This is a genomic window from Mycobacterium kyorinense, assembly GCF_002101735.1.
Taxonomy (GTDB): Bacteria; Actinomycetota; Actinomycetes; order Mycobacteriales; family Mycobacteriaceae; genus Mycobacterium; species Mycobacterium kyorinense.
In genome coordinates this window covers 77,984-89,702 of sequence record NZ_LQPE01000158.1, presented here as the reverse complement: position 1 = coordinate 89,702, position 11,719 = coordinate 77,984, and the positions used below count along the sequence as shown (strand labels likewise).

The 11,719-nt window shown below is 67.0% G+C and carries 12 protein-coding genes and 1 pseudogene; 3 read left to right on the top strand and 10 right to left on the bottom strand.

Annotated features, from left to right (window positions below; translation table 11 throughout):
• Positions 1-111: pseudogene (locus AWC14_RS28400) on the top strand (IS982 family transposase); the annotation flags it as partial.
• 127 nt (positions 112-238) lie between these two features.
• On the opposite strand, the gene AWC14_RS22285 reads toward AWC14_RS28400, so the two are convergent.
• From AWC14_RS22285 to AWC14_RS22275, 3 genes are read right to left on the bottom strand one after another with little or no spacing between them, the layout of a single operon-like run.
• The gene (locus AWC14_RS22285) at positions 239-1,087 is read right to left on the bottom strand and encodes a glycine betaine ABC transporter substrate-binding protein (RefSeq protein WP_052425593.1); all 849 of its coding nucleotides are present in this window, start codon (positions 1,085-1,087) and stop codon (positions 239-241) included.
• The gene (locus tag AWC14_RS22280) at positions 1,084-2,253 is read right to left on the bottom strand and encodes an NAD(P)-dependent malic enzyme (RefSeq protein ID WP_235215915.1); all 1,170 of its coding nucleotides are present in this window, start codon (positions 2,251-2,253) and stop codon (positions 1,084-1,086) included. Before AWC14_RS22280 ends, AWC14_RS22285 begins: the two co-directional genes overlap by 4 nt.
• Before the next feature lie 20 nt (positions 2,254-2,273).
• Positions 2,274-3,263 (bottom strand): malate dehydrogenase, encoded by a 990-nt coding sequence (locus AWC14_RS22275; RefSeq protein ID WP_045379190.1) that lies wholly within the window; start codon positions 3,261-3,263, stop codon positions 2,274-2,276.
• A gap of 161 nt (positions 3,264-3,424) precedes the next feature.
• On the opposite strand from AWC14_RS22275, the gene corA reads away from it, so the two are divergent.
• Positions 3,425-4,528: a magnesium/cobalt transporter CorA gene (corA, locus tag AWC14_RS22270; protein WP_045379192.1), complete on the top strand. Its 1,104-nt coding sequence runs from the start codon at positions 3,425-3,427 to the stop codon at positions 4,526-4,528.
• Positions 4,529-4,588: 60 nt separating this feature from the next.
• On the opposite strand, the gene AWC14_RS22265 is transcribed toward corA, so the two are convergent.
• The 6 genes from AWC14_RS22265 to AWC14_RS22240 form a co-directional block, all read right to left on the bottom strand.
• Entirely contained in the window at positions 4,589-5,182 is a 594-nt protein-coding gene (locus tag AWC14_RS22265; protein WP_045379194.1) for a suppressor of fused domain protein, read from the bottom strand.
• Positions 5,163-6,347 carry an ABC transporter ATP-binding protein gene (locus AWC14_RS22260; protein ID WP_045379197.1) on the bottom strand — a complete coding sequence of 395 codons (1,185 nt, stop codon included), beginning with the start codon at positions 6,345-6,347 and terminating at the stop codon, positions 5,163-5,165. The genes AWC14_RS22265 and AWC14_RS22260 overlap by 20 nt, the downstream gene beginning before the upstream one ends.
• A gap of 4 nt (positions 6,348-6,351) precedes the next feature.
• Positions 6,352-7,176: a carbohydrate ABC transporter permease gene (locus tag AWC14_RS22255; protein WP_142281795.1), complete on the bottom strand. Its 825-nt coding sequence runs from the start codon at positions 7,174-7,176 to the stop codon at positions 6,352-6,354.
• 4 nt (positions 7,177-7,180) lie between these two features.
• On the bottom strand, positions 7,181-8,074 hold the full coding sequence (locus AWC14_RS22250; RefSeq protein ID WP_045379199.1) for a carbohydrate ABC transporter permease: 894 nt from the start codon (positions 8,072-8,074) through the stop codon (positions 7,181-7,183).
• A complete protein-coding gene (locus AWC14_RS22245; RefSeq protein WP_052425594.1) occupies positions 8,071-9,477 on the bottom strand; it encodes an extracellular solute-binding protein in 1,407 nt (468 codons plus the stop codon). Before AWC14_RS22245 ends, AWC14_RS22250 begins: the two co-directional genes overlap by 4 nt.
• A gap of 96 nt (positions 9,478-9,573) precedes the next feature.
• A complete protein-coding gene (locus AWC14_RS22240) occupies positions 9,574-10,101 on the bottom strand; it encodes a general stress protein (protein WP_045379201.1) in 528 nt (175 codons plus the stop codon).
• A 165-nt stretch (positions 10,102-10,266) separates the two neighbouring features.
• Here AWC14_RS22240 and AWC14_RS22235 point away from each other — a divergent pair, with 165 nt between their 5' ends.
• Positions 10,267-10,743 (top strand): DUF4190 domain-containing protein, encoded by a 477-nt coding sequence (locus AWC14_RS22235; protein WP_045379203.1) that lies wholly within the window; start codon positions 10,267-10,269, stop codon positions 10,741-10,743.
• A 1-nt stretch (position 10,744) separates the two neighbouring features.
• Here AWC14_RS22235 and AWC14_RS22230 read toward each other — a convergent pair whose 3' ends face one another.
• Positions 10,745-11,713, bottom strand: coding sequence for an HpcH/HpaI aldolase/citrate lyase family protein (locus tag AWC14_RS22230; protein ID WP_081968156.1), 969 nt, complete (start codon positions 11,711-11,713; stop codon positions 10,745-10,747).
• Between the last annotated feature and the right edge of the window lie 6 nt (positions 11,714-11,719).

Here is an 11,719-nt window from a genome sequence, read left to right as displayed (position 1 = left end):
GGTGTCTTCGCCCGCATCGCTCAACGCTTACTCGCACTGGCCGCCGTGATCTGGCACAACTGGAAAATCAACACCCCCACCAAACGATCACTGATCGCCTACGACCACTGACCGGGATAGGAATCACTCATCTAGGACCGGCGCCTTCCGGGTGCGAGCGTGCGTGAACCCGGGAATTAGCCCGGCGTGGCGGCCGGGGACACGCACGCTCGCGGAAGAAGGGGACCTCGCGGCAGGCCTAACGGCCCAGCGGGTGTTCGCCGAGCCACCCGTCGGCCACCGCCTGCGGGTCGGCGCCCTTGGCCACCTGCCGGCGCATGTCCACCAGCGCGGCGGTGTCCAACACACCGGCCACCTCGTTGATCGCCAGCAGCTGCCGGTCGGCCAGCTCGTTGCGGCGATACAACGGCACCACGTTCTCGGCCTGTACCAGCGCCGGCTTCCCGTCGGCGAGCACCGCCAGGTCGCCGGGCACGGCGGGGTCAGCCGTGGTTGTCCACGCCGCGGTAAGCTGACCGGCCCGCAGCGCCGCGAACATCGTTGCGCCGTCGCGGAATTGGCGTGCAGCGGGCAGATGGCATCGGCTCACCGCGGTGGGAGTTTGGCTGCCGGCGATCGCCCCGACGATCAGGCCGTCGCAATGCCGGGGCAGCAGGCTCAGCTCCGTGCCGCCCCACGCTTTGACCGTCGACTGGGTGACCGCCAGCGCCGGCTTGTCCTCCGCAGCGGTCGCGTAGTCCCCGGCGGCGATCCCTTCGGGCAGCACACCGATCATGGCCCGGTAGACCTGCTCGTCGGATCGCACCTTGGCGCCCGGCTCGAACACCTGTAACACCTGACCGGTGAACGCCGGGACGGCGGTGAATTGCCCGGAATCCAGCTTGCTCAGTGGGTCGGGCGCGGGCTCGCTGTGCGCCGGAAAACCATACGAGCGCAGCGCCCCGACATAGATATCGGCGAGCAGCACCGACTCGGCATCGGGACGAGATCCGACGACCAGCTCGCGCGCGTGGTTTTGCGTATCGCCGCACCCGGCCAGCGCGAGCACCGCAGTGATCGCAAGCGCGACAAACCTGCGGGCGGTCACTCGGCGGCATCGGCGGCCGCTGCCACCGCGGCCGCCACCGCCGGTCCCACCCGGGGATCCAGCGGACTCGGCACGATCCGGTCCGGCGCCAGGTCGTCGGCGACGACGGAGACGATCGCCTCGGCCGCAGCCACCTTCATCGCCTCGGTGATCCGGCGGGCGCCGGCATCCAGCGCACCCAGAAAGACCCCGGGGAAGGCCAGCACATTGTTGATCTGGTTGGGGAAATCGCTGCGGCCGGTGGCGACGATCGCGGCGTGCCGGGCCGCCACATCCGGATGGATCTCCGGGTCGGGGTTCGACAGCGCGAACACGATGCCGTCCGGGGCCATCGTTGCGATCAGCTCCTCGGGGACCACACCGCCCGACACACCCAGGAACATGTCGGCACCCTTGAGCGCCTCGACCATGCCGCCGGTGAGGCCCTCGGGATTGCTGCACCGCGCCAAGTCGGTCTTGACGGTGGTCAAATCGTCGCGCCCGGCATGCAGGATGCCGCGCGAGTCCAGCAACGTGATGTGCGAAATGCCCACGGACATCAGGATTTTCGCGCATGCCAAGCCCGCCGCGCCGACACCGGAAATTACCACCCGCAGCGAGGCCATGTCACGGCCGAGGACCTTGGTCGCGCCGATCAGCGCCGCCAGCACCACGATCGCGGTGCCGTGCTGGTCGTCGTGCATGACCGGGCAATCCAGCGCGTCGATCAGCCGGCGTTCGATCTCGAAGCACCGCGGCGCCGAAATGTCCTCGAGGTTCACCGCGCCGAACGTCGGCCGCAACCGCACCAGCGTGTCGACGATCTCGTCGGGATCCTTCGTGTCCAAGACGATCGGGATCGAGTCCAGGCCCGCGAACGCCTTGAACAACGCGCACTTGCCCTCCATCACCGGAAGCGCTGCCGCCGCGCCGATGTCGCCGAGACCCAAGACCGCGCTGCCGTCGCTGACCACGGCCACCAGTCGGTGCGCCCAGGTGTAGCGAGCGGCCAGCGTGTGGTCGGCGGCGATCGCGCGACTGACCTGTGCCACGCCCGGGGTGTAGGCGATCGACAGCGCGCGCTGGGTGTCCAGCGGTGCCCTCAACTGCATGGAAAGCTTGCCGGCCAGGTGGGCCTCGAAGATCTCCTCGTCCTCTAAGACGATGTGTGGGCCAGGTTCGGACACGTCCTTGAGCGTACTGCCGCTCAGATCAGCCCCAGTTCGGTGACCGCCTTGCGCTCGTCGGCGAGCTCGGCGGTCGACTTGTCGATCCGCCCGCGGGAGAACTCGTCGATTTCGAGTCCCTGCACGATGCTCCAGTTGCCGTCCTTGGTGGTCACCGGGAACGACGAGATCAGGCCCTCCGGCACGCCGTAGGAGCCGTCGGAGACCACGGCCATCGACACCCAGTCGCCGTCGGGGCTGCCCAGCAGCCAGTCGCGGGCGGCATCGATGGTTGCCGAGGCGGCCGAGGCGGCCGAAGAAGCGCCGCGCGCGTCGATGATCGCCGCGCCGCGCTTGGCGACGGTCGGGATGAAGTCGTTCTCGATCCACGACTGATCACCCACGACCTCGGCCGCGTTCTTGCCCTTCACCTCGGCGTGGAAGATGTCGGGGTACTGGGTGGCCGAGTGGTTGCCCCAGATCGTCATCTTCTTGATGTCGGTGACAGCGGCGCCGGTTTTCTTCGCCAGCTGCGAGATGGCCCGGTTGTGGTCCAGCCGGGTCAGCGCGGAGAACCGCTCCTTGGGAATGTCGGGCGCGTTGCTCATCGCGATCAGCGCGTTGGTGTTGGCCGGGTTGCCGGTCACGCCGATCCGGACGTCGTCGGCGGCAACCTCGTTGAGCGCCTTGCCCTGGGCCGTGAAGATGGCGCCGTTGGCCTCGAGCAGATCACTGCGCTCCATGCCCGGACCACGCGGACGCGCGCCGACGAGCAGGGCCAGGTTCACGCCGCTGAAGATCTTGTTGGGGTCCGCACCGATCTCGACGCCTGCCAGCAGCGGGAACGCGCAGTCGTCGAGCTCCATCACCACACCCTCGAGCGCCTTGAGGGCGGGCTCGATCTCGAGCAGCCGCAGCTCGATCGGGCGGTCCGGGCCCAGCAGCGCGCCGCTCGCCAGGCGGAACAACAGGCTGTAGCCGATCTGACCGGCGGCGCCGGTGACGGCGACCTTAAGGGGTGTTGTGCTCACGTCGGTTGCTCCTCGGGCAGTATTGCGTCGCGTCGAAACTAGCGCACGGGCGCCGGACGGAAACCCCGGGTCGCCCGGAGCGGCTCACAGGTGCTGATCTGGCGCGACGCGTAGCATTGCCCACGCTTGGCCCGTTCTGCGCTGACGACGGAGGTGACCCGATGCCATCGTTTCGCGCGTTATCACCCTCGTTGCGACCGGCCGTTCGCGCAAAGGTTGCCGAGCCCGAGACACCCCCGGCCCAGTCACCGATCGAGCGGGTCATGGTCGACTGCGGCGTCTACGTCGACGGCAAGCGGCTGCCCGGCGTGTACACGCCTGCCGACGCGCTGGCCAAGGTGCGCGAGGTCGAGCAGGCCGGCCAGGAAGCGTTCGTCTGGATCGGCCTGCACGAGCCCGACGAATCCCAGATGAAAGACGTCGCGGACGTTTTCGGGCTGCACCCGCTGGCCGCCGAGGACGCCGTGCATGCCCATCAGCGGCCCAAGCTGGAGCGCTACGACGAGACGCTGTTTCTGGTTCTCAAGACGGTGAACTACGTCCCGCACGACTCGGTGGTGCTGGCCCGCGAAGTCGTCGAAAGCGGCGAGATCATGATCTTCGTCGGGAAGAACTTTGTGGTCACCGTCCGGCACGGCGAACACGGCGGGCTTTCCGAGGTTCGTAAACGCATGGACGCCGACCCCGAGCACATGCGGTTGGGTCCCTATGCGGTGATGCACGCGATCGCCGACCACGTCGTCGACCACTATCTGGCCGTCACCAACTTGATGGAGACCGATATCGATGCCATCGAGGAGGTGGCGTTCGCGCCGGGCCAGCGCACCGACGTCGAACCGATCTACCAGATCAAGCGCGAAGTCGTCGAGCTGCGGCGCTGCGTCAACCCCCTCTCGATTCCGTTCCAGCGCATGCAAACCGAACACAAGGACCTGATCTCCAAGGAAGTGCGGCGCTATCTGCGCGACGTCGCCGACCACCAGACGCACGCCGCCGACCAGATCGCCGGCTACGACGAGATGCTCAGCTCGCTGGTGCAGGCCGCGCTGGCCCGGGTCGGTATGCAGCAGAACACCGATATGCGCAAGATGTCGGCGTGGGCCGGCATCATCGCGGTGCCGACGATGATCGCCGGCATCTACGGCATGAACTTCGACTGGATGCCGATCCTGGACTGGCGGTGGGGTTATCCGGTGGTGCTCGTCGTCATGGCAGCGATCTGCCTGGTCCTGTACCGCACCTTCCGGCGCAACCGCTGGCTGTAGTTTGGCGAGCAGACAGAGAATCGCGTTACCGCAGGCAAATTCATGCGATTCTGCGTCTGTTCACGCGGAAGAGGCGCGGCGGTTCGGGTCCAGCACGTCGACGCCGTCGGCCTGCCACGCCTCGCGCATGGCCTCGGCGCCTTTGAGGCGCACCCAGGCCGCCTCGGTCGCCGTGATCGGCGTCGCCGACAAGAAGCAAACCGGCTCGCGCGGCGGCTCGAGCGGCAGCTCGCCGATGTCGCTGCGGCCCAACAACACCGCGGTGAACGGCGCCCGGCCGGATGGTCGCGCCCAGAGCGGCGAGCCGAGGTCGATCAGGGCGTCCGGCACCAGCACGACCCCCTCGACCGCCGGTGTCGCCGCCACGACCGCCAGGCTACGAGCAAGCCCGGTAATCCGGCCCGGATCACGCAGGCGCAGAAAAACTTCCGCGCGCGGACCGCGTAACGGATCGGCGACCATCGCGGTGGGGTCGACCATCGGATGCCGCGAGCAGCCCAACGACACGTAGTGCACCACGCCGTCGCTGTCCGGACCGAAACGCAGCACCTCGATGGGCTCGGCGCCCAGAAACGTCACACTCGCGACATCGGGCTCCGCGTCGCCGAACTGCGCGCAGAGGTGGCTGCGGACGTCAGCCAGAATCTGTGTCACTCGGCGGAACAGTCAGGTTGACACCGGTGTCGGCGTCGAAGATGGCCAGTTTCAAAGTGTCGAAAGCCAATTCGAGCGACTGCCCTTTTGCGGCCTTCGACGCCGACGGAACCCGCGCCACGAATTCGTGCTCGACGCCGTCGGATTCCTCTTCGGCCTCGGCCAGCTGCTTCGAATGCACCGCGGCGCCCTCGGTGGTGAAGTACACGTATTTGTCGGCGCCCAGCGATTCGACCATGTCGACCTTGACCTCGAAGAGCAACGCGCTGAGCCGCTGATACGCGTCGATCAGCGCGGCGTCCTGCAGGTGCTCGGGGCGGATGCCCACGATGACGTTCTGCGGCGACGGGTGCTGTGCGAGTACGTCGTGAACCGGCTGGGTCAGCGTCACCTCGCCGAACGGCAGGCTGACGCCGGTGGGCGTCATGGTGGCGGGGAAGAAATTCATGGCGGGCGAGCCGATGAAGCTGGCCACGAACAAGTTGGCCGGCCGCTCGTACAGCTCGTCGGGAGTGCCGATCTGCTGTGCCACCCCGCCGCGCATCACCACCACCCGGTCGCCCAGCGTCATGGCCTCCGTCTGGTCGTGGGTCACGTACACGGTCGTGGTACCCAACCGGCGCTGCAGGCGGGCGATCTCGCCGCGCATCTGCACCCGCAGCTTGGCGTCCAGGTTCGACAGCGGCTCGTCCATCAAAAACGCCTTGGGATGACGCACGATGGCGCGTCCCATCGCCACCCGCTGACGCTGACCGCCCGACAACTGCGAGGGCTTGCGATCCAGAAAGTCGGTCAAGTCAAGGATTCTCGCGGTTTCCTCGACCTTCTGGGCGATCTCGGCCTTCTTCATCTTCGCCAGGGTCAGCGGGAAGGCGATGTTCTGCCGCACCGTCATGTGCGGGTACAGCGCGTAGGACTGGAACACCATCGCGATGTCGCGGTCCTTGGGGGCTTTTTCGTTGACCCGCTCGCCGCCGATTCGCAATTCGCCCGACGAGATATCCTCCAGCCCGGCAATCATATTCAGCGTCGTGCTCTTGCCGCAGCCGGAAGGGCCGACCAGAATGAGGAATTCGCCGTCGGCGATGGTGATGCTCAGGTCCTTCACGGCCGTCGCGCCGTCGGGGTAACTCTTGGTCACCCTATCCAACACAATCTCGGCCATCGAGCTACCCCTTCACGGCGCCAGAGGTCAATCCGGCAACTATCCGTCGTTGGAAGATTAGAACAAAAACGATGATCGGGACGGTAATGACCATCGCGCCCGCCGCGATTGACCCGGTCGGTTCCTCGAATTGCGAACTTCCGGTGAAGTTCGCAATGGCCACCGGTGCGGTGATCGCGGCCTTGGTCGCGGTCAACGACAGTGCGAGCAAAAGGTCGTTCCAAGCGAAGATGAACACCAGGATTGCGGCGGTCACGATTCCCGGCGCCGCCAGCGGAACGATCACCTTGCGGAACGCTTGACCCGGTGTGGCGCCGTCCATCTTGGCGGCTTTCTCCAAATCCCAGGGGATCTCCCGGAAAAACGCGGACAAGGTGTAGAGGGCCAGCGGCAAAGCGAAAGTGATGTACGGGATGATCAGGCCCGGCCAGGTGTCGAACAGGCCGACACTGCGTTCGATGTCGAATATCGGTGTGACAAGCGAGATTTGCGGGAACATCGCGATCAAAAGCGCGGCGCCGATTAACAGCCCTTTGCCCGGGAAATCGAGCCGGGCCACCGCATAAGCCGCCATGGCGCCGATTACCACCGCGATCACGGTGGTAATCGCGCCGATACCAATCGAATTGACCAGCGCCGAGCTGAAGAAGTTCCCGCGGAAAATTGCGCGATAGTTGTCGAAGGTCACCGATGACGGAATCAGCTTGCCGTCTTTGACGGTTGAGGTCGGCTTGAGCGACAGCGACAAGATCCACAGCACCGGGAACAGGGCATAAAGCACCACCAACGCGTCGGCGACCACCCAGGCGGTCGCTCGCCGCGCACCGATCCGCTCAGCCACGGCCATCACCGCCCGGTGCGGCGGCGCCGAACACCTTGACGAAGACGAACGCGATGATCGCCACACTGAGGAAGATCAGCACCGAGATCGCCGAGCCCAGGCCGACATTGAAGCCCTTGAACAGGTTGTCGTAGCCCAGCATCGACACCGAATCGGTGTTGTTGGAGCCGCCGGTGAGCACATAGATGTTGTCGAAGATCCGGAAGGCATCCAGCGTGCGGAACAGCAGCGCCACCAGGATCGCCGGTTTGATCAGCGGCAGGATGACCTTGAACAGCCGTCGCCAGGGCCCCGCGCCGTCGACCTGCGCGGCCTTGAGCAGGTCGTCGGGCACCAACGCCAACCCGGCCAGCAGCAACAGCGCCATGAACGGCGTCGTCTTCCAGACCTCGGCGAGGACCACGATGGCCAGCGAGGGAATCTGGTGGGTCAGCGGCACGCTGCCCTGCGGCAGCAGGTTGGCCAGGTATCCGGTGCCCGGTGTCCAGGCGTAGTACCAGCTGTACGCCGCGGCCACCGTGACAATGCCGTACGGAATCAGCACCGCCGTGCGCACCACGCCCTTGCCCAGCAGGCTGCGGTGCATGATCAACGCCAACGCCAAGCCCAACACGAACTCCAGTGCCACCGAAACCACGGTGATCGCCAGCGTCACCGCGAACGCCGTCCACCACAACCGGTCCGTCAAGATGGTTTGGTAATTGGCCAGGCCGACGAACTTGGCGTCACCCGGTGTGGCAAAGGTGAAGCGCCGCAAGCTCAACCACACCGCGTACCCGATCGGGTACGCCGTCACAGCCAGCATCAGGATCACCGCTGGCGACACCAACGCGAACGCCAGCCGGCGCTCCGAGCGCCGGCCTTCGGTCGCGGTGGTCGCGGTCATGGGATCAAACCCTTCCCGTCGATGGCCTTCTGCACCTGCTCGGCGAGCGCGTCGGCGGTCTTCTCCGGATCGATCGCGGTGATGGGGGCCAGTGTCGCCGAGATCCGGGTAGACACCGCTTGGTAAAGCGGTGTCTCCGGGCGCACGGCCGCGTCGGTGAGTTGCCGGCGAATCACGTCATACATCGGGTACTTCGCCTGGAACTGCGGGTCGGAGTACAGCGACGCACGCACCGCGGGCAGGCCGCCTTCGATCGAGACGTATTTCTGGTTGGCCAGGCTGCGCAGGCAGCGCACCGCCTCGAAGGCTTCCGTCTTGTGGCGAGTCGTCTTGGCCACCGCCAGATTCAACCCGCCGATCGTCACCTTGGCCGACCGACCGGGCTGGACCCCCGGATAGGGCGCGAAACCGAGCACCGACTTGGCGGCCTCGTAGGCCGCGCGAAACTGCTGGTCGGTCGGGTCGAAACTCCCCACGCTGTCGATGCTGCCCGCAAGGTCTGCACGCCTGTCGAGTGGCAGGAACCCTACGCCGCCCTTGACGGCGTTCTCGAGCATCGAGGGCAGCACGAACGGCCAGTTGACCTCCAGAGCGGCTTTGCCTTGCTCGAGCGCCAATCGCGCTGTGCCCTCGTCGGTCTGGGTGATCGACGGGTCCGCGCCGGGCGCGGTGGCCACCGACTTCAGGGTCTGCAGCGCCCTGACCGTCGCCGCGCGGTGGGCTGGGGTGTCGGTCAGCGTGACCGCCTTGCCGTCGTCGGACAGCACCTGGCCGCCGGCACTGACCAGCAGCGTGTTGAACCACACCACCAGGCCCTCGTACTGCTTGGCCTCCACCGCGATCCAGCTCGGTTTGCCTGCGTCGTGCAGCCGCGTCGCCTCGGTCACCATGCCGTCCCAGGTGGTCGGCGGTTTGTCCATCAAATCTGCGCGGTACCAAAGCAATTGGGTGTTCGTCGTCAGCGGTGACGCGTAGAGCTTGTGCCGGCGGCGGGCGGTCGCGAGCGGGCCCGGCAACGTGTCGGAGGTGGCGTCGGCCTCGGCCCGGCCGGCGGGGTCGTCGGACAGCGGCAGCGCCCACCCCGCGTCGGCGAACTCGGCGGTCCACACCACGTCGATGGCCATCACGTCCAGGGTGCGGTCGTTGCCGGTGAGCCGGCGGGCGAGCTGCAGCCGTTGGTCGTCCGCCGATCGGGGCAGGCTGAACTGCCGGATGGTGAACCGGCCGCCGAGCTGGTCGGTGCAGCGCTGGGCGAGCGCGGTGAATGTCGCGGTGTCGTTGGCCGGCGTGTAGAGGCTGACCACCAGAGCGTTGTCGACCGCGCCGCACGAAGACGCCGAAGCGGTGGTCAGCGCCGCCAGCACGGCCGCGGCCAGCTGCCGCGCGCGCCCGCGACTCCCCACGACACCCGCCTTTCTCCGGTTTCCCGCGCCAGAACGGTAGAACCGGCTACGCGTGAGATGCAACACGCCCGGTTTGCATGCCACGTCCGTGAGCGGTCAGATCGCCAGGCGGGCGAGCAGGTCGCGGGCTTTCTCGGCGTTTTGCGGATCGCACAGCACGTCGTAGCGGCCGGCGACCAGTTGCATCGTCGAACTGAAATCGCGGGTGCCGCGCGCCATCGCATACGGGACCGCCGAGGTGATCAGACCGAAGAAAACCCCGGCGATCAGACCGGTGGCCAGCGCGGCCCACGGGTTGGGGCTGAAAAAGCCCAGCACCAAGCCAATGAACAGCCCCAGCCAGGCGCCGCTCAAAACGCCGCCGCCGAGAACCTTCGGCCAGGTCAGCCGGCCGGTCACCCGTTCGACCTGCATCAAGTCGACACCGACGATCGTCACCTGCTGCACCGGGAACTCTTGCTCGGACAGGTAGTCGACGGCTCGCTGGGCCTCCGCGTAGGTGGGGTACGACCCAACCGGCCAACCTTTGGGCGGAGTCGGCAGTCCGGGCGCACCCCGCCGCCCCGCCGCCGGGCCGGCGGGGGTGGCACCGGGAACCTGTCCGGGCTGGTAAGGGCTGGTCATGGTGCTATTCTCCTCTGCCGACGTGCCGGGTAGCAGCGGGGCGCCGCGGGTCGACGACCGCTTTTTCTACCAGCACATACGTTAAATCGCGGGGCCCGGCTTGCGATGCAGGTGGGCTCTGCCAGTTCGGGCCGTCGGCCGCCCGCATCGTTTAGGTTGAACAGCATGACAGTTCCCGGCGGCGACCCGGGCGAGCGACCGCCGGACGGGCCCAACCTGCCGCCCGGGTACCCGCCGCCGCCGATCGACCCGAACGCACCGGTGAACTATCCGGAGTATCCGCACACATATCCGCACGCATATCCGCCATATCCGGGTGGCCCGTTCGGTTACGGGGTCGCGCCGGGATACCCCTACGACCCGGCGGGAACCAATGGCCTGGCGATCGGATCGCTGACCACGTCCATCGCCGGCATCTTTCTGGGCGTACCGCTGACGTTCTTCTGTTACCTCGGTTTGCTGATCCCGCTGGTCGGCGTCGTGCTCGGCGTCGTCGCACTCAATCAGATCAAGCACACCCACCAGCAGGGCCGCGGCCTGGCGATCGCCGACATCGCGGTGGGCGCGGCCACGTTCGCGCTGCTGGTGATGGCCATCATCGGGCTGCTGCTCGTGGGCCTCAGCGTGATGAACCGGTCCTGAGCTAGGCAGGCGGAACAAACGGGTCCGACTGACGCTGCATGCCCGCCGCGCGTCCCTTGGCCGCGATCACCAACGCCATCTTGCGGCTGGCCTCGTCGATCATCTCGTCGCCGAGCATCACCGCGCCGCGGGCACCACCGGCACTCGAGGTGTGCCATTCGTAGGCTTCCAGGATCAGCTCGGCGTGGTCGTACTCGTCTTGACGCGGGCTGAAGATCTCGTTGCCGGCCGCGATCTGATCCGGATGCAGCACCCATTTGCCGTCGTAGCCCAGCGCCGCCGACCGGCCAGCCACCCGCCGAAAGGCCTCGACATCGCGCACCTTGAGGTAGGGCCCGTCGATGGCGGCGATGCCGTGTGCCCGCGCCGCCACCAGGATCGTCATCAACGCGTGGTGGTAGGCATCGCCGACGTCGTAGCCCTCGGGCTGCTCGCCGACCACCAGCGTGCGCATGTTGAGGCTGGCCATCAGGTCGGCCGGACCCAGCACCAACGCCTGCACGCGCGGGACCGCCGCGATCGCGTCGACGTTCATCAGCCCGCGCGCGTCTTCGATTTGCGCGTCGATGCCGATGCCGCCGACCGGGAGTCCGTGAATGGTTTCCAACTGGGTCAGCAGCAGGTCCAGCGCGGTGACATGCGAGACGTCGGAAACCTTCGGCAGCACAACGACATCGAGTGTCGCGTCAGGCGCCGCGCCGACGGCCGAGACCACCTCGATGACGTCGGCGTGGGTCCACGGCGTCGTCCATCCGTTGACGCGCACGCCGCGCAACTGCCCGGCCCACCCGGGCCCGGCGAGCGCGGCGGCCACCCGGGTGCGGGCCGGCCCCTTGGCTTCGGGTGCGACGGCGTCTTCGAGGTCGAGAAAGACTTCGTCGGCCGGCAATGCTTTGGCCTTGTCGATCATCTTCTGGCTACTGCCGGGGACCGACAGGCAGGTCCGGCGGGGTCGATAGGCGTTATTCACCGTTTC